A 21,149-nucleotide genomic window follows, 5' to 3' on the forward strand; every position below is an offset into this window, starting at 1 on the left:
CCCAGGCGTTCTTGAGTGCCCGGTCGGGGTTGGCAGCGGTGGAGACGAGGCCCGCGAGCGTGGTGTTGACGCCCTTGTAGTACTCGGCCGGGTGCGTCAGGTTGTACGGGTCCAGTGGGTACACCGAGCGGACGAAATTCAGCAGCCCCGCGGTGCCCTTGATGACACTGCCACCGACGTGGGCCAGCTCGATGCTCTGCCCGACCCCGTAGTCGTAGAACTCCTGCTTCGCCCGGTCCAGACCGGTGGGTTCCTTCGGGGCGTGCGCCATCGCCGCGGTGATCGCGCCCTTGGCCGCTTCGGCGGCCTCGTTGCGTGCCCGCCGGGCGCGCTCCAGGATCTCCTGCGCATGCCGGCGCTTGACCAAGCCCGGATCGGAGAACTCCCCAGGATGCGGGAGCGGATGGTCGGTGTTGCGGACGGCGTTGTACGCCTCCGCCTTCTCCTTGAACGCGGCAGCAGCCGTCACGCGGTCCTGCTTGCCCTCCTTGTAGAGGGCGATCGCCTCACCGGCCTTGGCCTGCGCGCTCGTGACCGTCCCGGCATACGTCTCCAGCGCCGCAGCGGCATCCTCGAACGCATCCGCCGCCCGCAGCCAGTCGGTGGGCAGGGTCTGGAACTTCTCCCGGAAAGTGTCGGCGGCCACACCCTTCCAGTGACCCGAGTCGAGCCTCTTCATCCCGCCACCGACGAGATCGAACGCGCGCTGGAAATCCCGGAGGTTCTTCACCGCAGCGGCGATCTTCTCCGGCCTGCCGTGGATCAGCTCGTCCGCTTCCTCGGTCTGCCCGAGCTGCTGCTCGCCGACCTCCGCACCCAGCGAGGAAGCGGTCTCGTCCCCCCAGTCCTCGACCGCGTCCGCCCACTGGTCGGCACCCACCTTCTCCAACCCGGAGCCGAGCACATCGGTGCCCTTGTCGATCCCCGTGCCGACGATTTCCTTGCCCTTGTCGACCAGATTGCCGGCCCCGTCGTAAAGGTCCCCGCCGAGCTTCCCCCAGTCCACCATCAGTTGCCCTGCCCCCACCGCGGCTGCTCAGCCTGATCGATCGTCTCCTGCGACGGGTCGAGGTGCTCCCTCAGCCGCTCATCCACTGCCGCCCGGACCTCCGGGTCGAGCACTCCGTTGCGCTCCATGGAGTCGAGCGCGGCATCCTCCGCGTCGTAAGCGGTGTCCTGCCAGGTCTGCTTCACCTCACCATGAGCCTCGGTCATCGACTCCCAGCCCCAGTCCGGATCGTCGTACGCCGTCTGCTTGCTGATCGTGTCCCAGCTCATCGTCTTGACCTCGTCCTCGGACAGATGCGGATTCCCGTTCAGGGAGTTCACACCGACCTTGAACGAGTCCTTGATGTACTGCTCCTGCTCCGCAAAGGAACCCGCCGACAACCCGACCCCGAGCGCGAATCCGTTCCCCTTCTGCGTCAGGGCCCGCACACCCCACTCCCAGCGGTCGCAGAACGTCTCGAACTCCGACGTCAGCCCGCCGTGCCCCAGCTCCAGCCCCGAAAGAGCAAGGTCCGAGAAACCCCGCCCCGTCGACGCCTGGCCGATGAACCCGAGCTCCTTCAACTCCGCGTGCGCCAGATCGATCCCCTTCGCGATCGCGGCCAACGCCACAGCCGGCGCCTGAAGGTCAGCACCCTTCCCACTCACCGCATCCCCCCGAGATCCACCGCAACCACATCCGGCACAATCCCCGCCACCGGCGGGAACAACATCCCGCCGTCCTCACTCCCCGCATCCAGCGCCACCCCCGCCGGCCCCGGCAGCAACGGCACCATCACATCCAACAACCGCGCACCCAAGACCGTCTGGTATACCCACTCCCGCTCGGCGTCCCCACGAGCCCGCGCAAACCGGGACAGCGCCTCCTCGTCCGAGAACGCACAGATCCAGCGCACACCATTCTGCTCCGCAGACCACAGATCCCCGTTGCCATCCAGCGGAACCAACACCGCCGTACGCCGGAACTCACCCAGCAACACAGCAAGCTCCCTGCGAGCCGTACGCAGCCGGTCTTCCCCCGCCTCGATCGGCGTTGCAGCGGGAACCCGCTCCGGTGGCAGACTCGAAAGATCCGCCAGGTCCGCCAGCCGCGAGGGCCTCTGCTGCTGCTCCGGTATCCCATCCCCACCCGTAGTCATGCGCAGGACCATCACACGCACAAATTTCCGAGTGCAACGTAGCTATTGGCTGCTGGCTGGAAATTCGCCGCATTGGGCACAAAGCCCGTCGACGACTACTCGTTCTCCCCGACCTCCCCATGCCGAAGACATCGGCTCGTCACCTGATGCAGCATGACCCGCCGGAGGTGTAGGCGGGGCCTGTGAGGGGCGTGGCACGGACTATGGGGAGACTTCCAGCACCGCCCAGACCGTCTTGCCCGGCCCGTCCGCGCACGGATACCAGCCCCAGCGGTCGGTGAGGGCGGCGACCAGGAGCAGCCCGCGGCCCCCGTCCTGGTCGGCCGAGGCCGCAGATTCGGTGACGGCGGGGAGACGTTCGCCTCGGGTGTCGGTGACCTCGACACGAATCGCCGCCCCTTCGGCGGTGAGCCGGAGGCGGAAGTCACGGCCGGATACGTGACCGTGGCGTACGGCGTTGCTGCTGAGCTCGGCGACGGTCAGCGTCAGCGCATCGTGGGCGTCGCTCCCGTACGGGACCCCCCAGGCGTCGAGGCGTTCGCCGGCCAGGTGCCGGGCGAGGCGGGCGCCGCGTGGGGTGGAACTGAAACGCATCGCGAAGTGGTGCCAGGCGAAACGGGTGCGAGCGGTGCGGGCGCTGCGCACGGGGAGGGGTGGCTGCTGGCTGGTCATGCCGCAACGCTGACGCATCGCGGCTGAACGTGACCAGGGGTGACGCGCTGTCGCGACGTGGGTGTACGTGGCGTGCGCAGGGCCTGTACGCAGGAGGGGCAGGCCGACGGCGACCCATTTGGGTGCCCCCGCCCTGCCCCTGCTCCCGGTTCTCAACCCTTCGGCTGGGTGAAGCGGAGGTGGTTGCCGAAGGGGTCGCGCAGGCCGCAGTCGATTCCGTACGGGCGCTCCGTCGGCTCGTCCGTGAACTCCACGCCCTGCGCCAGCAGCGTCTCGTACGTCTTGCGGCAGTCGTCCGTGGTGAGGATGAGCGCGCTGCCCAGCGCGCCCTTCGTCAGCAGTTCGCGGACCTGTTCGGCCGTTTCCTCGGACATCGCAGGGGGACCCGGCTTCTCCAGCAGGACCTGGCGGTCGGGTTGCCCGGGGATGTTGACGGTGAGCCAGCGCATGAAGCCCATGTCGACGTCGGCGTTGACCTCCAGGCCCAGCTTGCCGACGTAGAAGTCGAGGGCCTCGTCCTGGTCGAGGACGTAGATCTGTGAGTGTGTGATCGCGTTGAACATGTGCATCACGCTAGTCGGCAGGGCCGGCGAAAACTTATCCAAAGCTGCTCGGTCGTGGAGGGGGTTCGGAGGCGGTTCAGGCACTCGGCCTCGTCCACGCCTTCGCGAAGCACGTGGGTACGTTCATGGCTGCCGTCTCCTTGCGATATGCCCGCGGTGACCGGCCGACGATGCCGCTGAACGTGCGGCTGAAGGTTCCGGTGCTGCCGAAGCCGACCTCGTAACAGATGTCCGTGACACTGCGGCTGGTCTCCCGCAGCAGGAACATCGCCCGCTCGACGCGGCGCCGCTGCAGATAGCGGTGCGGTGTCTCGCCGAAGGTGGCGCGGAACGTACGGGCGAAGTGCGCCGGGGAGACGTGGGCGATCCGGGCCAGGGCCGGCACATCCAGCGGCTGCGCGTACGCACGGTCCATCGCGTCCCGTGCCCGGAGCATGCGGCGGTTGGTCTCTTCGGCGGTGCGGCTCACGGCACCATCCCACCACAGCCGTCCGTTGCCGGGCGGCTCTGTCATACCTGCTCAGTACGCTCAGGGTATGAGCGTCTTCCTCTACTGCCGTGCGAGCCGGGCCTCGCCGCTGACGGATGCCGAGACGGCCGCTCGGTGCGCCACTGCAGAGGCTATGTGATCCAGGGGTGGCGGGGTGGTTGGGCGTCGGCCTGTCCGTATCCACTCTTTGGAGGGATCTACCTGCGAACCCTGTGCAGGCGAATGAGCCGGTGCTTACGGTGCCCGAGTAGGACGGGTTAGGCGGGCGCTGCGGTCCGGGGGCCGCGGACGTGGATGATGCAGCCCTGGTGGTTGAGCAGTGAAGTGCTGTCTGGTGTGTGACGGTTGGGCGCGACGGACGTGGCGCGTGTGCGCACGGGGACAGGCGGTGGCGGATGGCGCAGGACGAGATGGATGCGGGCGTGGGTACGGGGGAGGACAGGGAGCCCTCTTCGGGCGGCCAGTCGGAGGGCAAGGCGGAGAACGGGGTGGCGGTCGCGTTCGGACGGCAGTTGAAGCTGCTGCGGGTCCGGGCGGGGCTGGACCGGGTGGAGTTCGGCAAGCGGGTGGGGTACGCGGCACAGTCGGTGGCCTCGTTCGAGCAGGGGCGGCGCATCCCGCAGCCGGAGTTCGTCGACAAGGCGGACCGGGTGCTGGAGGCCGGGGGGGCTGCTGGTGGCGTTGAAGGAGGAGCTGGCGCGGTCGCAGTACCCGGCGTTCTTCCGGGACATGGCGCGGCTGGAGTCACGTGCGGCTGCCATGAGCGTGTACGCGGTGAGTGCCGTGTCGGGGTTACTCCAGACGGAGGATTACGCGCGGGCTGTCTTCCAGATGCAGCGCCCGCTGCTTGAGGACGACGTGATCGAGCAACGGTTGGAAGCACGGATGGTCCGGCAGGACATCTTCAAGCGCACCCCAGCCCCCTTGCTGAGCTTTGTGATCGAAGAAGCCGTTCTCCGCAGGCCGATCGGCGGAAAACAGGTGATGCGAAACACCCTGGAACAAGTGCTGGTGGCCGCCCAGTTGCGCAATGTGGAGGTGCAGGTCATGCCCACTGATCGCGAGGACAGTGCGGGCCTTGGAGGGCCGTTCACGCTGATCGATACTGACAAGGGGCAGCGCGTTGCGTACACAGAGGTCCAGGATGACAGTCGCCTCTACACCGGCACCGGAAAGGTTCGCGAGCTCGAAGCCCGCTATGGCATTCTCCGATCGCAGGCGCTGACGCCTGCAGAGTCGTCAGCGTTGATCGTGAAGCTGATTGGGGAGTCATGAGCGCACACACCACCGAACCTGTCGTTCCGGAGGGTGCTTGGTTCAAGAGCAGTTACAGCAGCGGCGGCGGTGGCGAGTGCGTCGAGGTCGCCTGGCGTAAGAGCAGTTACAGCGGGGCTGAAGGCGGAGACTGCGTGGAGTTTGCGGCCGCAGCCACCCACGTACACATCCGGGACTCGAAGCAGGCCAGCGGCCCCGTGCTGACCGTTGGACCAGGCGCGTGGGCAGGGTTCGTAGGGCTCGTCGCTGGCTGAGCAACGTACGCATGAGGGGCCCGCCACAACGCCGAACCGGCACTGCGCCGGGCCCCGTCCGTCCGAGGACTACTCGTCCACGTTCTCCTCGTGGCGGATCATCCGCCACGCCGCCCGACGCGCGCTGCGGTCCAGGTTGGACGGGAAGCTCTTGTCGGGACCGAAGTACTGGCGTCCTATGCCGGGGGTCGCCTCGATAGGATCGGCCATGCTGTCGGCGAAGGCCCGGTCGAAGACCTTGCCGAAGTTGGCCTCGTCGTTGACGACGGCCGCCGCCCGGACCTTGGGGTCTTCCGTCGTCCTGTTGAACGGCTTGCGGACGTCTTCCTCGGAGAAGTCCGTGCCGAACTTGGCGTTGAACGACTCGATCAGCTCCGACAGCAGCGACTTCTCCGCCTCCGCCGCGCCGCCGGACCCGTCACCGAAGCCCGGGAGTTCGGCCGAGCCCTCGGGGTTGAGGGAGACGTCGTACTCGCCCGTCTTCTCCACGCGCAGGTGACTGAGGCCGATCTCGCCTATGTCGACGCCACCGTCTGCGCGGCGCGGAAGCCGGTTGAGAAGTAGCGGCCGTAGAGGTGGAGGCGCTCCAGCTCGGGGCGCGGTACGGGGCGATCTGGGCGAGGAAGCCATACTTGCGTACGTAGTCGTTGAGATCGGCGGCCGTCAACGCCAGCAAGCGGCAGGTCGGCAAGAGTGACCCGAGGTGATCACCCTCTCCGCTCTCCGGGCCCTGGATCATCACGGCGATCTACGGACGCAACGGGCTCTCCCGGTCTGCGGAGACCGTCCAGAAGGACGAGCTGCCCGCCGGTACTGACGTCGGCCAGGTCGAGGGACGCGTCGTACCGTTGCTCGCCCGGCTCATCGCCGAGCACAGCTCCCACTTCGTCTCGCGCACCGCCCGCACCGCCCCCGCCGTACTCGCCGGCCTCGGGATCGCCGTCCACCACACGACGCCTTGGGTATACCCGGCGAACGCGCTGAGCACCGACGAAGCTTCGGGTGCTACTGGGAGCGGGCGAGCAACGCCAGCGGCGAGTTCGACGCGATCATGGCCAACGGCAACCTGGACGCCAGCGGTCGGGTCACCGTCCACAAGGGCGAGGTCTTCAAGTCCACCCGCTGTCAGGAGCGGAAGAAGGCGGGATGACAGGAGTCGGCGGCGGATTCTCTTCGGATGGCGGGGGCCGGAAGGCCCCGCCGGCCCTCCCGGACAAGGGAGGCTGCCTGCTTGCCGAGCTCCGTCAACTGCCCCAGGTGCTCCTCGAACTCCGGGAGGACACGGTGGCGCGCGCGACGGCCGAGGTGATGGACCAGCGACTCCCACATTTTGTCCCGCAACGAATGGGTCTCGGCTTGGGGACGGTGGTGTGGAGTGCGTGGTTCCGTACCAAAGTACGGTCATGACCATGGAGCCCGCATCCGGCCCCCCGTCCCTGCCAGGGGTTACGCACCAGGGCGGGCGTGACACCGTGCCCAAGGGGCACGGGCTCGAGGGCGGGTGTCTTACCCTGATCGTCGTCCTGATCGAGATCGCCTTCGCCTTCCTCATGGTCCTGACGCTGGGGATGCGGGGCTGGGCGCGGTCGGCGAGCGGGAACGCCAACGCTTCCTCGGACAGCGGGCCGCCCCCGATGGACTGGGTGCCGGTCTTCTGGCTCGGCGGGTTCACGCTGGGCGTGGTCCTGGTCGCCGTGTTCTTCCTGCGCTCTAGGCACCCGTTCGCCGGGGCGTTCCAACTGCTGCTCGGAGCTGCCCTGTTGATAGCCACCGTAGCCGCGGGACTGGACGAGCACGAGCGCGCCCACCCGGCGCCGCTGCCGCCCTGCCCGACGCGGGCCGGTGTGCCGTGCGCTCCGCAGGATCCGGACAACGCGCCGCCGCCGAACGACCGTGGCTCCACGGGGCATCAGTGCCGCAGCGGCGGCGACAGCGACGAATGCGCGGACAGCGGGCGTTGAGGAACCGGTAGTCCGGCGGTGTCATGGGGACTTGTATCGCTGGAGCCGGACTCGATATCTACGGGGCCCCACGCTGTTCTCGCAGGGCCTGGGGCAGGCCCGTGCGGCCGGGGTGCGGCGCGTCGTCCTTCTCAGCTCCTCGGCCATTCCCGTAGGCGGACCCGGGGTCGGGCGGGTGCACGCGCTGCTGGCCGACGGCCTGTTCGGCGAGTGGGCCGTGCTGCGGCCCTCTGGTTCATGCACAACTTCACCGGCGGGCATCTGCACGCCGAGAGCATCCGGGAGTCGGACGTCGTGTCGAGCGCGACCGGTGACGGCAAGGTCGGTTTCGTCGACGCCGACGACATCGCGGGGGTCGCCGTACGGGCCCTCACCGGCCCCGTGGCGCCAGATACGGATCTGGTGATCACCGGTCCCGAGGCGCTGAGTTACAGCGAAGTCGCCTCCGTCCTGGCGCAGGTGTCCGGAGGCCCGTGGAGCACCGGCAGCTCACGTACGAGCAGATGCGCGACCGCCTGACCGCGGCAGGCATCCCCGGCGAATTCGCCGCGATGCTGGCCGACATGGACCGGTCCATCGCCGAGGGTGCCGAGAACCGCGCCACCAGGTCGGTCACCACATCGGGCTGCTGAGCCAGATCGCGTATGACGGTCAGCAGGATGGTCGGGGTCGTCAGCCTCTGCTGACCGTCGGTGACGTCGGCCTCGGCGGAGCGGCTGTCATTGACGAGCACCAAGGAGCCGAGGAAGTAGGGGGTTCGCCGCCGCCGCGTAACAGCGCTTCCTCAAGGTCGCCGAGGGGTTGCTGGGCCTGTTCGGTCTGCCACGCGTAGGGGCGCTGGTGGTCCGGGAAGCCCTGACGGGGAACGGCCGGTCGTCGTGAGGGGGCGGGCAGGCATAAGGGGCCATTTCGGGCGTGACCTCGTCCTTGCCCTCACAACGACGCGACGACTGGAAGGCCTGCGATCCGCCCGAGGAGCCTCCCGTGCCCAGCGCTCTGTGGCCGGGGCTGCCGGTCGTGGGCCTGGACCGGGGTCGGCGTCGGAGGCCCGGAGTTCCGCCGCCACCGAATCGGCCACGCCCTCGGCGTCGGTGACGACGGCGAGCGTGTCACCCGCACCGCACGAACCCCCCGAACCGCCGGAACCCGCGCCGTCCGACAGCCCGGCGGCCGAACGCGCGTACTCCTCGTAGAGCGCGGCGAGCGCCTCGCGGTCGCCCGCCCTGATCCGTTCACGCATGCGCTCACGATCGTCCTGTCCGTCGCACCTCGCACCAGCTGTCTCCCCGGACCGGACGCGGGGTTCCCGTGATCCACGCCATAGCTATGTGATCGTGAACAGTCGGGAAATGGGCGCGACAGTAACCCAATGCTTCACTGAACCTCCTTATAGTGGTCGCGCGTTGATCGTATGGCCGCAACGCGCGAAGCCGTCTGCCAGGAGTCCGCACGATGACGAGCCCCTTCTTATCCACCGCGCCCGCGTCCGGCAGCTGCCCCGCGCACGCCGCCACCGCTCCCGTACCGCTCGGCGGACCGGACTTCCACACCGACCCGCAGGGTCTGTACCGGACGATGCGCCACGCGTACGGGCCCGTGGTCCCCGTCGAGCTCCCCGGCGGCTTTCCGGCCTGGCTGGTCGTCGGCTACCGGGAGCTCCATCAGGTCACCAGTGACGGTGAGCTGTTCCCGCGGGACGTCGGGCTGTGGAACCAGTGGGAGCACATCCCCGAGGACTGGCCGCTGCTCCCCATGGTGGGGCGGCCCATGCCGTCCATCTACTTCACCGCGGGCGCCGAGCACCGGCGGCACTCCGAGATGGTGGTGCCCGCGCTGGAGGGCGCGGACCCGTTCGAGATCCGGGAGCACTGCGAGCAGCTCGCCGACCGGCTCGTCGACGACATGTGCGGCCGGGGTACGGCCGACCTCGTCGCCGAATTCGCCGAACCGCTGCCCGTGCTCGTCCTCGCCCGGCTCGTCGGCTTCCCCGACGCGGAGGGCGCGGACATCGCCCGGGTCCTGAAGGACCTGGCCGACGGAGGACCCGGGGCGCAGGAGGCGTACGGGCGGTTCGGCGAGCACATGCGGCGGCTCGTGGCGGCCAAGCGGGCCGAGCCCGGGGACGACGTCACCTCGCGGATGCTCGCGGATCCCGCGCCCTTCACGGACGAGGAGTACGCGCTCGACCTGATGGCGATCACGGCGGCGGGCCACCTCACCACCGCCGACTGGATCGGCAACTCGCTGCGTCTGATGCTCACCGAGGACCAGTTCGCCGACTCGCTCGCCGGCGGCCGGCGCAGCATCGGCGACGCGATGAACGAGGTCCTGTGGGAGGAGAGCCCCACCCAGATCCTGGCCGGCCGCTGGGCGGTCCGTGACACACAGCTCGGCGGCCGGACGATCAAGGCCGGGGACATGCTCCTGCTGGGTCTGGGCGCGGCCAACACCGACCCCCTGATACGCCAGGAGCTGGGCCCCGGCGCCGCGGCGCACGGCAGCAACGCGGCGCACCTCGCCTTCAGCCACGGCGAGTACCGCTGCCCCTTCCCCGCGCAGGTGATCGCCGAGACCATCGCCCGCACCGGGATCGAGGTCATCCTCGACCGGCTGCCCGACCTCCAGCTCGCCGTACCGCCCCAGGAACTCGTGCGGCGGCCCTCCGCCTTCCTGCGCGGGATGAACGCGCTGCCCGTCCGGTTCGCTCCCGTACGCACGACAGGAGACCTGCTGTGAACTGCCCGCACGCGACCGTGGTCGTCGACCCGCTGGTCCAGGACCTCGACGGTGAGACCGAGCAGCTGACCAGGGGCGGCGCCCCGCTGGCCCGCATCGAACTCCTCGGGGTGCCCGCCTGGACCGTCACCCGGCACGCGGAGGCACGTCAACTCCTCGTCGACACACGGCTGGTGAAGGACCTGGATGCGTGGGGGCTGTGGCAGAGCGGCGAGGTCACGCACGCCTGGCCACTGATCGGCATGATCGACGCGGGGCGCTCCATGTTCACCGTGGACGGCGAGGAGCACCGCCGGCTGCGGACGAAGACCTCCCAGGCGCTCACCCCGCGCAGGCTGGAGGCGATCCGCCCGGCCATCGAGAAGTTCACCGAGGAGCTGCTGGACGCACTCGCCGAGCAGGGCAAGGACGGCGTCGTCGACCTCAAGACGGTGTTCGCGCAGCCGCTGCCGATGCGGGTGGTGGGCCTGCTGATGGGGGTGGACGAGGCACAGCACCCGATGCTGACGAAGCGCTACAAGGCGTTCTTCTCCATGCTCACCCCGCAGGAGGAGCGCATGGCGCTCATCGCGGAACTGGACGTCTTCTACGCGGAGCTCGTACGGGAGAAGAAGGCCCGCACCACCGACGACCTCACCAGTGCGTTGATCCTCGCGGAGGAGGGCGGCGAACCGCTCACCGAGGAGGAGGTCGTCGGCAACCTCAAGGCCATGGTGGCGGCCGGGCACGAGACCACGATCGGGCTCATACTCAACGCCGTACGGGCGCTGCTCGCCCACCCCGACCAGCTGCGGAAGGTACTGGACGGGGAGATCCCCTGGGACACGGTGGTCGAGGAGACGCTGCGCTGGGACACCCCCACCACGCATCTGCTGATGCGGTTCGCCACGGAGGACATCCAGGTCGGTGAGCAGGTGATAGCCAAGGGGGAGGGCGTGGTGATCTCCTACCGGGCCATCGGGCGCGATACCGCGCAGCACGGCGAGGACGCCGACGCCTTCGACATCACCCGCCCGACGCCCATCCGGCACATGACGTTCGGTCACGGGCCGCACATCTGCCCCGGCGCCGCCCTGTCCCGGGTGGAGGCGGGCATCGCACTGCCCGCGCTGTTCGGCCGCTTCCCGGAGCTGAAACTCGCCGTACCGGACGAGGAGATCCGCAAGCTGCCCGTGATGACGCAGAACGACATGGAGGCGTTTCCCGTGCTGCTGCACGGCTGAGGTCGCGGGCTGTCGGGGCCGGGAACGTGCGGGTGCCGTCCGGGACGAGGGCGCCCGGGCCGGGGAGCGTGCGGGGGCGGAACGGGTGGTGCGTGCGCCGGGGTGTGCGGGGCACGCAGGGGGCGTGCGCCGGGCCAGGACGGGGCGTGCGCCGGGGCGGTGCGGGCATCCTGACGGCCTCTCGGCTCCTGTTACGCTTTCCGTGGGTCATGAGTTCCAGTGGTAAGCCCCGGCTCGCTGGACGGCACCCCGCTCCGCTGCGGGTGCTCCGGGTGACGACCCGCTCCGCGCGGCACCGCGCGGGGAACAGCGGACCACCGGGGACGGGCCCCCGGGGTCCACGACCCCGGAAGGCGGGCGACGGCCCATGCTCCCCCACTTCATTCACCACGACGGCTGCACGCGGTACGCCCCCGGCCACCACGTGCACTGGATCCACGCCAAGAAGTGCGCGCAGGAGCCCGGCCAGGCCGTCGAGCTGCTGCTGACCTCCAGCGACGTGCGGGACGACGGCTGGCTCGCACTGCGCGCCGCCTTCGACCACGCGGGCGATCTGCCCGAGGTCTGGATGCACGCCCCCGCCGATCTACGGGAGTTGCTCGCCCGTCACCGGGGCAGGGTCTTCTGGCTGCCGCGCTGGCACGCGCTGCGGTTCGTGGGCCTCGACGGCGAAGCCACCGGGCTGGTGAACGTCGGCACCGAGGGCGGCGCACTGTGCGCGACCACGGCGCCCGGCCCGCAGCGCACCGCCCGCGGGGACTTCACCTACGGGCTCTAGCGGGCGTGATCGGTCGGACGCGACGCTCCCGTCGCGCCCGACCGGTCAACCGCGCCTGGAGTCACCGCTGTTCGTGATGTCGGACGTGACACCGGTATCCGGCGAATCCCTGCGCGATCCGTTGACGCAAGACGCGTTCGATTCTACGGTCCCGTCCGAAGTGCCGAGCGTCATTCGGTATATCGAACACATGGGGATGGCATGGACACGGCAACCGATTCGCCGGCGGCGGCGACCAACCGGTGCCCGCCCGCCCGTACCGCCCCGCTCCCCACCCCACGACCGAAGGAGGAGATCTCCTCATGAGCTGCACCCTGAGAAGGACCCTCGCTGTTCTCCCCGCCGCGCTGCTGATGGCCCTCGTGCCCGGCAGCGCCTCCGCGTACCCCAACCCCGGTGCCGTCAACGGCGACATCGTCGTCCACGACCCGTCCATGATCCGGAGCTCGTCCGGCCAGTACCTGCTCTACTCCACCGGAGAAGGCCTCCAGCTCCGCACCTCCACCGACCGCACCGCCTTCGGCCGGTCCGGCAACGCCTTCACCACGAAGCCGAGCTGGTGGAAGAACTACTCCTCCGCCTCGGACCCCTGGGCCCCCGACATCTCCTACCGGGGCGGCAAGTACCTGATGTACTACGCCGTCTCGTCCTTCGGCTCCAACACCTCGGCCATCGGGCTCGCCGGCTCCACCACCGGCCTGGCGGGCAGCTGGAGCGACTACGGCATCGTCTACACCTCGAACTCGTCGAGCGACTTCAACGCCATCGACCCCAACCTCTTCGTGGACGACGACGGCAAGTGGTGGCTGTCCTTCGGCTCCTGGTGGACCGGGATCAAGATGATCCGCGTCGACCCGTCGACCGGCAAGCAGTACGCCGGGGACACCGCGCGCCGCTCCCTCGCCTCCCGCCCCACCGGGACCAAGGCCGTCGAGGCGCCCTCGATCGTGAAGCGCAACGGCTACTACTACCTCTTCGCCTCGTACGACACCTGCTGCGCCGGCACCAGCTCCACGTACAAGATCAAGGTGGGCAGGGCGACGAGCGTCACCGGGCCCTACAAGGACCGCAACGGCGTCGGCATGCTCAGCAACGGCGGCACCCCCGTCATGGAGTCGCACGGCCGGTACATCGGCCCCGGCGGCCAGTCGATCCTGGCGGACTCCGACGGTGACCTGCTCGTCTACCACTACTACGACGGCCAGGACAACGGCACCCCGAAGCTCGGCGTCAACCTACTGAACTGGAGCAGCGGATGGCCCGTCGCCTACTGACCCTGCTGAGCGCCCTCCTGCTCGCCCTCGCCCTCGGGCAGTCGACATCGGCGTCGGCGGCCGAGGGCCGTCCGTACACGAATCCGGTCAAGGCGCAGAAGGGCGCCGATCCCTGGATCTCCTACCACGACGGCAACTACTACCTGGTGTCGACGAGTTGGACCGACGTCATCACCATGCGCAAGTCCCCCACACTGGCCGGGCTCGCGACCGCGCCGAGCGTGCAGGTGTGGCAGGGCGACGCCGCCTCCCGCTGCTGCAACATCTGGGCGCCCGAACTGCACTACTCGGGCGGCCGCTGGTACCTGTACTTCGTCGCGGGGCAGAACATCGCCGACTACAACCCCACACAACGGGTGCACGTGCTGCAGAGCGCTGGTTCCGACCCGATGGGGCCCTACACGTACCGCAACCAGCTGGGCAGCACCTGGATGCTGGACCCGAGCGTGCTCACCGTCAACGGCTCGATGTACCTGCTGGGCAGCGCGAGCGGCGGCGGTACGCAGAACCTGGTGATCGCGCCGATGTCGAACCCGTACACGCTCAGCGGTTCGTTCTCGACGATCTCGACGCCCACCTACGACTGGGAGAAGTCGGGCGGCACGGTCAACGAGGGGGCCGAGGTGCTCCAGCGGGGCGGGAAGACCTTCATCGTCTACTCCGCCAGCGGCTGCTGGACCCCCGACTACAAGCTGGGGCAGCTCACCCTGACCGGCTCGAACCCGCTCTCCGCGTCCTCCTGGACGAAGAAGTCCACCCCGGTCTTCCAGCGGAACAACGCCGCCGGGGTCTACGGGCCGGGCCACAACGGCTTCTTCACCTCGCCCGACGGCACGGAGAGCTGGATCGTCTACCACGCCAACGACTCGGCGTCCGACGGCTGCGACAACGGACGTACGGCGCGGGCGCAGAAGTTCGGCTGGAACAGCGACGGCACCCCGGATCTCGGCACACCCGTCGCCCTCGGTACGACACTGGCCGGCCCCTCCGGCGAGACGGCGTCCACACCGACCGCGTACACGGTGGTCAGCCGGGCCACCGGGAAGTGCCTCGACGTGAACGGCGCGTCGACCGCCGACGGGGCGAACGTCCAGCAGTGGACGTGCGACGGCAGCACGAAACAACGGTGGCGGATCGAGGACCGGGGCGACGACACGAGCAGGCTGGTGAACGTCGCGACGGGCAAGGTACTCGACACGGCGGACTGCTCGACGGCCGACGGCGCCGACCTCCGTCAGTGGTCGTGGCTCGACAACACCTGCCAGCGCTTCCGCTTCGTCACCACCGACACCGGCGGCTGGGTACGCATCGTCAACCAGGCCACCGGGAAGGTCGCCGACGTGGCGGACTGCTCGGCCGCCGACGGCACCGACGTACGGCAGTGGACCTGGCTGAACAACACCTGCCAGCAGTGGAAACTCACCCCGGCGGCGTGACGCCCGAGGGCCCGGGCCCCGAAGGCCCGGGCCACTCGCCGGAACAGCTCACAGGCCGAGCGTGCTGAGACGGTCCTCGTACCGGATGGTGAGGTCCTCGGGCTCGTCGGCCGGGTTGTCCCACATGCTGTCCAGCTCGGCCCGCACGGCGGCGGGCAGTGCCTCGTAACGTTCGGTCCAGGAGTCGCCGTCCGGCATCCAGTACCCGACGACCTTGAACCGGTCGGCGGGCAGCTTCAGTTCCTTGCGCAGGTAGCGGCGTACGGCACGCAGGGCGTCCGTCTGGCCGGCCACCCACACATAGCCGTCGGTCAGGTCGGTGCCGGGCGGGATCGCGGCGCTCACCAGTTCGGCCAGGCGGCTGGGGCCGTGACCGTTGCCGCCATAGGTCCACGTCGCCCGGACGCCGGGCCGGTCCGGGAGCGGCTGGACACCCTGCTCGTCGGGAACCTCCAGGACGGCCCGGGTCGTGACGCCGGCCGGGGTGTTCTCGATGAGGCGTCCGACGGCGGGCAGCCCGCTCAGGTCGGAGATCAGGACCTGCCAGGCGAGGCCGGCCGGGGGGTTGTAGAGGCCGGTGGGGGAGTTGAGGCCGATCACGTCGCCCGGGCGGGCGGCGGCGGCCCAGCCGGATGCCGTCCCGTGGCCGTGCAGCACGAAGTCGATGTCGATCTCGCCGCTCTCCGGGCGGGCGGCCCGGATCGTGTACGTGCGTACGGGGGCCTCGGGCCGCCCCTCAGGGGTCTGCCAGCCGCCGTTCTCCGTGGCGTCGGGCAGGGAGACGTCGGTGCGGTCGGGGCCGTGGGGGAAGAACAGCCGGACGTACTCGTCGCCGACACCCGTGGAGGTGAACGCGGCGAGGCCCTCGCCGCGGAACGTGATGCGGGCCATGGTCGTGGTGAGCTGCCGGACGCGGGCCACCACGGCGCGGTGAATGGTCATGGGTGCTACTCCTTCGTGTGCGAGTTCGTGTGCGGGTTCGGATGGGGGATGGTGCCGGTGTAGGCGTGCCAGAGGGCGGCGTACTCGCCGGCGGAGGCCAGCAGTTCGCCGTGTGTGCCCTGCTCGGCGACCTCGCCGCGCCGCAGGATGAGGATGCGGTCCGCGTCGCGCGCCTGTTCCAGGCGGTGCGCCACGATCACGCTGATGCGTCCACGGGTGACGCGTTCGAGAGCCGTCCGCAGCAGCGTGCGGGTCTGCGGGCCGCACTGCGCGGTGGCCTCGTCGAGGACGACGACGTCCGGGCCGGCGATCAGCGCGCGGGCCAGCGCGAGGTGCTGGAGCGACCCCTCGTCGAGGACGGTGCCGCCGTCGCCGAGGACGGTGTCGAGCCCCGCCCCGGGCTCCAGCGCCCAGTCGGCTCCGGTCTCGCGCAGGGCCAGGCGGAGTTCGTCGTCGGTGGCGGTGGGCCGGACGATCCTCAGGTTGTCCGCCAGCGTGCCGCCGAACAGATGCGTCTCCTGGGTCACCAGATACCGGGACGGGGCCGGGGCGGCCTCCGCCTCGCCGGTCGTGATCTGACCGCGGTCCGGTTCGCCCGGACCCGCGATCAGATGGGCCAGAGTGCTCTTGCCCGAGCCACTGGCGCCGACGAGCGCGAGGCTCGAACCCGCGGGTACGTGGAACGAGACGTCGCGCAGGGCGTGGCGTGTGCCGTCGTACGAGAACGAGACGCCCTTCACGTCGAGCGCCGGACGGCCGGGCGTGTCCACCGCCGGACGGCCGGGCGTGTCCACCGCGGCGGTCCGAGCTTCGCCTGCGCTGCCACCGTCGCGCCCCAGGTCCGTGACGCCGACGAGCCGTGACAGCCCCGCCGTCGCCCGCTGGATGTCGTCCAGGCTCCCCAGGAGTGCCCCGACAGGCCCGAAGAGGCGGTGGAAGTAGAGGGCCGCGGCCGTGGCGGCGCCCACGGAGACGGCTCCGGAGCCCAGGAGTACGAAGCCCGTGACGAGCACGGCGGCGAGGCCGAGGAACTCCGCCGCGTTGAGCAGGCCGGTGAACCGGTTGCGCAGCCGTACACCGTCGCGCTGCCGTGCGACGGCAAGTTCGCTGTGCGCGGCCAGTTCGCCGAGGTGCTGGTCCTGGGCCCGGTACGCACGGATCGTCTCCGCGCCGTGCACCGCCTCGATGACGGACTGGCCGCGGGCGGACTCCAGCCGACGGACGTCCCCGTACACGACGTGCGAGCGGGCGAGGAACTGCCGGGTGGCGACCACGTGTACGGGCAGGCAGACCAGGCCGGCGAGTGCCAGGCGGATGTCCAGGACCGCGAGGCCCACCAGGCTCAGGCCGATCGTGAAACTCGCGTTGGTGACATCGGGGAGGACGTCGGAGGCCGCTTCGGAGATCGCCTCGACGTCGCGGGTCACCCGGGAGACGACATCCGAACTGTCCGACGACTCCAAGGTCCTCGCGGGAAGGTGGACCGCGGTCTCGAACACGTCCTCGCGCAGGGTGGCGAGAACGCCCTGGACGAGGACGACGAGCATCCGGCCGCCGGCATGGGCGAGCGCGGCTCCGGCGACGGCGACGAGCACCAGGACGACGCCGAGCACGGTGATACGGCCCCGTCCGGCATCGTCCCCGTCCCCGACGGCGTCCACGATGCCGCCGAGGACCAGGGGAGTGGTGAGGGTGACGGCCGTACCGGCGAGCAGGGTGAGCAGCGAAACGGTGAGACGGCCGCGGTGCGCGCCGAGCCGGCGGACGAGCTCCGCACGGGTGCGGCGGGTGCCGGCGATGGGCAGGGTGCCGTGCGCGGGGGTCACCTGGTGGTTCCGTTCGGTTCGGGGTGGGCGCCGCCGAGGTCGACGACCCGGTCGCAGGCGGCGAGCAGGATCCGGCTGGTGGTGATCAGGAGCGTCGTGGCAGGCAGGCCGCGCAGCCCCTGGGCGATGCGTTGCTCGGTCACCGGGTCGACCGCGGTGGTGGGTTCGTCGAGGACGACGACGTCGGCGTCGGTGTGCAGCGCACGCGCGAGCAGCAGACGCTGGCGCTGTCCGCCGGAGAGCCTGCGGCCGCGCTCGCCGACCTGGGCCAGGTCGCCCCCGACCAGTTCGAGTACGTCGTCGAGCATCGCGGCTCCGAGCACGGCCGGGTCGCTGTCGCCCCCATCGGGCACGAGGTTGGAGCGCAGGGTGCCGGAGAACACCGCACCGTGGTGGGGCGGGGCCACGATCCGGGCGCGCACCGGATCCGGGCCGAGGTCGACGGCGTCGACACCGTCGACCAGGAGTTCACCGCGGGGGAGCGGGACGCGGTAGCCGAGACGGTCGCTGAGCTCCCGCGCGTGACCGGGGTGGCGGGGGACGACGCCGAGGAGTTCGCCGGGCCGCAGATCGAGGGGTTCGCCGTGCTCGGGGGGACACCATCGCAGGGCGTGGGCTGCCGCGGCCGCTCCGGTGGCGGGCCGGGCGGCGGGGGCGATCAGCGGCGGTTCGTCCAGCAGATCACCCAGCCGGCGGGCGGAGGCACGCTTGTGCATCCAGTTGGAGGCGAACGTACCGACATGGGCGAGCGAGCCCTGGAGGAACTGGGCGAGTCCGAGGACGGTGACGAGCTGGCCGACGGTGATGCTCCCGGCGAGGGCGAGGTGGGCCGACGCGGTCGACAGGAAGGCGAGGAACACACCTGACAGCAGCAGACTGATGTTGCCGTACGCCAGGACCGAGCGTGAGGCGGCCACGGCGCCGCGCCTCGACTCCTCACTCGCGGCGCGGTAGCGGCGGGCGGCCTCCGGGCGGGCGTTCATGCCGATGACCACCCGGATCCCGGTGATCATGTCGGTGGCCACCTCGCCGGCCCGCGCCGCCGAACCCTGCTCCGCGAGTCCCCGTGCCTCCAGGGGCATCGAGACGCGGCGCATCACGACGAGCACCACGACCGTGCCGGCGATGACGCCCAGACCCAGGGGCACGGAGATCACGAGCAGCGCCGTCGACGCCGTGAGGATCGCGGTGACGGTCGAGGCCTGCTGCACGACGCTCCAGGAGACCCCCGCGACCCGGTAGGTGTCGGACGAGACGAGGGAGAGCGCCTCGCCCGGTCCGGGCCGGCGGCGCAGTGCACGCCCGCCGACGGCTCGGCCCATCGGAGCGCGACCGCCTCGCCGCGCTCGCGGCCCGGGACTGTAGCCAGCATGAACTTAGGATACCCTAACCTCCTGCTCGTGGGGCCCCTGGGTGCGTGGCCCGCCCGGCGGACCCGGAGGCCGGCACCCGGACCGCCGCGGACCTCCGGCCGACCCTCCGGCCGACCCGGAACACGGCCTAGGGTGCTGTCCCATGGCCCCGCTCCTCGCACTCGCCCCGCACCGTTCCACCACCGCCGGCCTCCTGGCCGGGGCTGCGCGCGACCGCGGCACGGAGGTCGTGATCCTGCCCCGCGACGGGGTGCCGGACCGGCTCAGGGAAAGAGGGGACGCGCACTACTACGGCGGCCCGCACTTCGCGGCGAGCGTGGCCGGACCCCTGGGTGTGACACTTCTGGAGCCGGACGAGGGCTGGCTGGACGTCCTGCCGTACGCGTTCACCGGGCGCGGGATCAGGAGCGTCCGGCTGTCGGAGGCCCGCCGTGGGACGGAACCCCGCTTCGTGAAGCCGCCCACGGACAAGAGCTTTCCGGCCGCTGTGTACGAGGACGGCAGCGCGCTCCCGGAGCCCCCGCACCCGGACGACCCAATGGTGCAGGTCTGCGAAGTGGTCACCTGGGCGGCGGAGTTCAGGCTGTTCCTGCTCGACGGGGAGATACGGACCGGCTCCCGGTACGCCACCTTCGGCAGGCTGGACCCGGCGCCGCTGCCGGGGCACCCGGACGAGGCCGCGATCCGTGACTTCGCGCGACGGCTGGCCGAGGCGTGCGGGGACTCGCTGCCCGGCGGGGTGGTGGTCGACGTCGGGCGGATGCGGGGGACGGGCGGCCGGGACACCGAGCGGTGGGCGGTGGTCGAGGCCAACATGGCCTGGTTCAGCAACGTGTACGCGGCCGATCCGGCCGGGGCGCTCGACGTGGTGCTGCGCGCCGCGGGGCCCCACGGGCGGGTCCGGGCACGGGACATGCGGTTCCGCAGGAGCGGGGTCTGAGGCGGGGGGCCGCCCCGGATCCCGTGGCGCCGAGAGTCCCGGAACGCGGCAACCTTTCGGGCCGCTGCGGCGACTACTGCCAGGAACCCCACCTCTTCCCGACGGAACGGACCAGGTCATGGCAGCGAATCGACGACGTACCGCAGCCCACCCCGGACGGCGCCGCGCCCTGGCGGCGGGAGCGACGGCGCTCCTGGCCGCCGTGTCGGTGCAGGCGCACGGGGCGGCGTCCGGCGCCGCGGCGGCGACCACCCTCACCGTCGCCAAGGACGGCACCGGGCAGTACACCACCGTGCAGTCCGCGGTGAACGCGATCCCGGCCGGCAACACCGCACGGGTCGTCATCTCCGTAAAGCCCGGCACCTACCGCGAGACCGTGAAGATCCCCTCCACCAAACAGAACGTCACCCTCCAGGGCAGCGGATCGAGCCGCAACGACACCGTCATCGTCTACAACAACGCCTCGGGTACCCAGAAGCCCGACGGTTCGGGCCCCTACGGGACGGGCGGCAGTGCCACCGTCGCGGCCGAGGCGAACGGCTTCCAGGCCCGCAACCTCACGATCTCCAACGACTTCGACGAGGCCGCCAACCAGAACATGAGCGGACTCCAGGCCGTCGCCCTGCGCACCGCCGCGGACAAGGTCTTCCTCGACTCCGTCATCGTCACCGGCGACCAGGACACCCTGCTGCTCGACACCGCGTCCAAGGCGACGCTCGGCCGTGTCTACATGACCGACTCCTACGTCGTCGGCAACGTCGACTTCATCTTCGGGCGGGCCAGCGCGGTGATCGACAAGTCCGTCATCACGCTGAAGAAGCGATGGGACGGCAGCTCCGCCGGCTACATCGCCGCACCCAGCACCGCCGCCGACCGCAAGGGCTTCCTGATCAACAACTCGACCGTCAACGGGGACGTCTCCGCGGCGACCTTCTACCTCGGGCGGCCCTGGCACGCGGGCGGTGACGCCTCCCTCGACCCGATGGCCACCTTCCGCAACACCACGCTGAGTGCCGCGATCAAATCCGCCCCGTGGACCGACATGAGCGGCTTCTCCTGGAAGGACGACCGCTTCGCCGAGTACAAGAACACCGGACCGGGCGCGGGTTCGGCGAGCAGCAGCCGGCCGCAGCTCTCGGATTCCCAGGCCACGGCCCAGGAGACCGCGGACTGGCTCGCCGGCTGGACACCGTCGGCGTCCTGAGACACGGTGTGAAGGAGAGGGCAGCAGTCGGTCGAAGCGCTTCGACTCCACTCTG

At 70.3% G+C, this 21,149-nt stretch carries 18 protein-coding genes, 4 pseudogenes and 1 riboswitch; of the genes and pseudogenes, 12 read left to right on the forward strand and 10 right to left on the reverse strand.

What is annotated here, in order from left to right; genetic code table 11:
- Positions 1 to 307: 307 nt before the first annotated feature.
- From OG524_RS31805 to OG524_RS31830, 6 genes and pseudogenes are all read right to left on the reverse strand, one after another.
- Positions 308 to 1,009: pseudogene (locus OG524_RS31805) on the reverse strand (putative T7SS-secreted protein); the annotation flags it as partial.
- Positions 1,009 to 1,656, reverse strand: a complete 648-nt coding sequence (locus OG524_RS31810; protein WP_405812137.1) for a hypothetical protein — start codon at positions 1,654 to 1,656, stop codon at positions 1,009 to 1,011. The pseudogene OG524_RS31805 and the gene OG524_RS31810, both read right to left, overlap by 1 nt.
- Complete coding sequence (locus tag OG524_RS31815; RefSeq protein ID WP_405812525.1) at positions 1,653 to 2,147, reverse strand: SseB family protein; 495 nt, start codon at positions 2,145 to 2,147, stop codon at positions 1,653 to 1,655. Before OG524_RS31815 ends, OG524_RS31810 begins: the two co-directional genes overlap by 4 nt.
- Positions 2,148 to 2,348: 201 nt before the next feature.
- On the reverse strand, positions 2,349 to 2,819 hold the full coding sequence (locus tag OG524_RS31820; RefSeq protein ID WP_405812138.1) for an ATP-binding protein: 471 nt from the start codon (positions 2,817 to 2,819) through the stop codon (positions 2,349 to 2,351).
- 152 nt (positions 2,820 to 2,971) lie between these two features.
- Positions 2,972 to 3,382: a VOC family protein gene (locus OG524_RS31825; protein WP_405812139.1), complete on the reverse strand. Its 411-nt coding sequence runs from the start codon at positions 3,380 to 3,382 to the stop codon at positions 2,972 to 2,974.
- Between the two features lie 76 nt (positions 3,383 to 3,458).
- A complete protein-coding gene (locus OG524_RS31830) occupies positions 3,459 to 3,818 on the reverse strand; it encodes a helix-turn-helix domain-containing protein (protein WP_405393037.1) in 360 nt (119 codons plus the stop codon).
- Between the two features lie 449 nt (positions 3,819 to 4,267).
- Between OG524_RS31830 and OG524_RS31835 the strand changes: the two are divergent.
- A pseudogene (locus tag OG524_RS31835) lies at positions 4,268 to 5,147 on the forward strand (helix-turn-helix domain-containing protein).
- Entirely contained in the window at positions 5,144 to 5,401 is a 258-nt protein-coding gene (locus OG524_RS31840) for a DUF397 domain-containing protein (RefSeq protein WP_405387108.1), read from the forward strand. Before OG524_RS31835 ends, OG524_RS31840 begins: the two are co-directional and overlap by 4 nt.
- A 69-nt stretch (positions 5,402 to 5,470) precedes the next feature.
- On the opposite strand, the pseudogene OG524_RS31845 reads toward OG524_RS31840, so the two are convergent.
- A pseudogene (locus OG524_RS31845) lies at positions 5,471 to 6,059 on the reverse strand (type I restriction endonuclease subunit R); the annotation flags it as partial.
- Positions 6,060 to 6,359: 300 nt separating this feature from the next.
- Between OG524_RS31845 and OG524_RS31850 the strand changes: the two are divergent.
- The 8 genes and pseudogenes from OG524_RS31850 (at position 6,360) to OG524_RS31885 (ending at position 14,809) form a co-directional block, all read left to right on the forward strand.
- The gene (locus OG524_RS31850) at positions 6,360 to 6,551 is read left to right on the forward strand and encodes a hypothetical protein (protein ID WP_405812140.1); all 192 of its coding nucleotides are present in this window, start codon (positions 6,360 to 6,362) and stop codon (positions 6,549 to 6,551) included.
- A 259-nt stretch (positions 6,552 to 6,810) separates the two neighbouring features.
- The gene (locus tag OG524_RS31855) at positions 6,811 to 7,362 is read left to right on the forward strand and encodes a DUF6234 family protein (protein WP_405387107.1); all 552 of its coding nucleotides are present in this window, start codon (positions 6,811 to 6,813) and stop codon (positions 7,360 to 7,362) included.
- A gap of 88 nt (positions 7,363 to 7,450) precedes the next feature.
- Positions 7,451 to 7,994: pseudogene (locus OG524_RS31860) on the forward strand (ergot alkaloid biosynthesis protein); the annotation flags it as partial.
- A gap of 820 nt (positions 7,995 to 8,814) precedes the next feature.
- Positions 8,815 to 10,098 carry a cytochrome P450 gene (locus OG524_RS31865; protein ID WP_405812141.1) on the forward strand — a complete coding sequence of 428 codons (1,284 nt, stop codon included), beginning with the start codon at positions 8,815 to 8,817 and terminating at the stop codon, positions 10,096 to 10,098.
- Complete coding sequence (locus OG524_RS31870; protein WP_405387105.1) at positions 10,095 to 11,321, forward strand: cytochrome P450; 1,227 nt, start codon at positions 10,095 to 10,097, stop codon at positions 11,319 to 11,321. Before OG524_RS31865 ends, OG524_RS31870 begins: the two co-directional genes overlap by 4 nt.
- A 205-nt stretch (positions 11,322 to 11,526) precedes the next feature.
- Positions 11,527 to 11,637, forward strand: a riboswitch (SAM riboswitch).
- A gap of 51 nt (positions 11,638 to 11,688) precedes the next feature.
- On the forward strand, positions 11,689 to 12,099 hold the full coding sequence (locus tag OG524_RS31875) for a hypothetical protein (RefSeq protein WP_405812142.1): 411 nt from the start codon (positions 11,689 to 11,691) through the stop codon (positions 12,097 to 12,099).
- 302 nt (positions 12,100 to 12,401) lie between these two features.
- Entirely contained in the window at positions 12,402 to 13,373 is a 972-nt protein-coding gene (locus OG524_RS31880) for a family 43 glycosylhydrolase (protein WP_405387103.1), read from the forward strand.
- Positions 13,355 to 14,809, forward strand: a complete 1,455-nt coding sequence (locus tag OG524_RS31885; protein WP_405812143.1) for a family 43 glycosylhydrolase — start codon at positions 13,355 to 13,357, stop codon at positions 14,807 to 14,809. The genes OG524_RS31880 and OG524_RS31885 overlap by 19 nt, the downstream gene beginning before the upstream one ends.
- 48 nt (positions 14,810 to 14,857) lie before the next feature.
- Here the strand turns inward: OG524_RS31885 and OG524_RS31890 are convergent, their stop codons facing one another.
- The 3 genes from OG524_RS31890 to OG524_RS31900 are packed head-to-tail and all read right to left on the reverse strand — an operon-like array spanning position 14,858 to position 18,899.
- On the reverse strand, positions 14,858 to 15,751 hold the full coding sequence (locus OG524_RS31890; RefSeq protein WP_405393035.1) for a siderophore-interacting protein: 894 nt from the start codon (positions 15,749 to 15,751) through the stop codon (positions 14,858 to 14,860).
- Positions 15,752 to 15,756: 5 nt separating this feature from the next.
- Positions 15,757 to 17,577 (reverse strand): ABC transporter ATP-binding protein, encoded by a 1,821-nt coding sequence (locus OG524_RS31895; protein ID WP_405812144.1) that lies wholly within the window; start codon positions 17,575 to 17,577, stop codon positions 15,757 to 15,759.
- Entirely contained in the window at positions 17,574 to 18,899 is a 1,326-nt protein-coding gene (locus OG524_RS31900) for an ABC transporter transmembrane domain-containing protein (protein WP_405387099.1), read from the reverse strand. Before OG524_RS31900 ends, OG524_RS31895 begins: the two co-directional genes overlap by 4 nt.
- 193 nt (positions 18,900 to 19,092) lie before the next feature.
- Here OG524_RS31900 and OG524_RS31905 point away from each other — a divergent pair, with 193 nt between their 5' ends.
- Both OG524_RS31905 and OG524_RS31910 read left to right on the forward strand, forming a co-directional pair.
- Positions 19,093 to 19,890, forward strand: a complete 798-nt coding sequence (locus tag OG524_RS31905; RefSeq protein WP_405812145.1) for an ATP-grasp domain-containing protein — start codon at positions 19,093 to 19,095, stop codon at positions 19,888 to 19,890.
- Between the two features lie 118 nt (positions 19,891 to 20,008).
- Positions 20,009 to 21,094: a pectinesterase family protein gene (locus OG524_RS31910; RefSeq protein WP_405812146.1), complete on the forward strand. Its 1,086-nt coding sequence runs from the start codon at positions 20,009 to 20,011 to the stop codon at positions 21,092 to 21,094.
- Positions 21,095 to 21,149 lie beyond the last annotated feature (55 nt).

Source organism: Streptomyces sp. NBC_01520, from assembly GCF_045040375.1.
In the GTDB taxonomy this organism is placed as follows: Bacteria; Actinomycetota; Actinomycetes; order Streptomycetales; family Streptomycetaceae; genus Streptomyces.

Excerpts from the sequence above, each read along its gene's own strand:
- OG524_RS31815 (WP_405812525.1), bottom strand. The coding sequence starts at position 2,147 with ATGACTACGGGTGGGGATGGGATACCGGAGCAGCAGCAGAGGCCCTCG.
- OG524_RS31820 (WP_405812138.1), bottom strand. The coding sequence starts at position 2,819 with ATGACCAGCCAGCAGCCACCCCTCCCCGTGCGCAGCGCCCGCACCGCT.
- OG524_RS31825 (WP_405812139.1), bottom strand. The coding sequence starts at position 3,382 with ATGTTCAACGCGATCACACACTCACAGATCTACGTCCTCGACCAGGAC.
- OG524_RS31830 (WP_405393037.1), bottom strand. The coding sequence starts at position 3,818 with ATGCTCCGGGCACGGGACGCGATGGACCGTGCGTACGCGCAGCCGCTG.
- OG524_RS31840 (WP_405387108.1), top strand. The coding sequence starts at position 5,144 with ATGAGCGCACACACCACCGAACCTGTCGTTCCGGAGGGTGCTTGGTTC.
- OG524_RS31855 (WP_405387107.1), top strand. The coding sequence starts at position 6,811 with ATGGAGCCCGCATCCGGCCCCCCGTCCCTGCCAGGGGTTACGCACCAG.
- OG524_RS31865 (WP_405812141.1), top strand. The coding sequence starts at position 8,815 with ATGACGAGCCCCTTCTTATCCACCGCGCCCGCGTCCGGCAGCTGCCCC.
- OG524_RS31875 (WP_405812142.1), top strand. The coding sequence starts at position 11,689 with ATGCTCCCCCACTTCATTCACCACGACGGCTGCACGCGGTACGCCCCC.
- OG524_RS31880 (WP_405387103.1), top strand. The coding sequence starts at position 12,402 with ATGAGCTGCACCCTGAGAAGGACCCTCGCTGTTCTCCCCGCCGCGCTG.
- OG524_RS31885 (WP_405812143.1), top strand. The coding sequence starts at position 13,355 with ATGGCCCGTCGCCTACTGACCCTGCTGAGCGCCCTCCTGCTCGCCCTC.
- OG524_RS31890 (WP_405393035.1), bottom strand. The coding sequence starts at position 15,751 with ATGACCATTCACCGCGCCGTGGTGGCCCGCGTCCGGCAGCTCACCACG.
- OG524_RS31900 (WP_405387099.1), bottom strand. The coding sequence starts at position 18,899 with ATGGGCCGAGCCGTCGGCGGGCGTGCACTGCGCCGCCGGCCCGGACCG.
- OG524_RS31905 (WP_405812145.1), top strand. The coding sequence starts at position 19,093 with ATGGCCCCGCTCCTCGCACTCGCCCCGCACCGTTCCACCACCGCCGGC.
- OG524_RS31910 (WP_405812146.1), top strand. The coding sequence starts at position 20,009 with ATGGCAGCGAATCGACGACGTACCGCAGCCCACCCCGGACGGCGCCGC.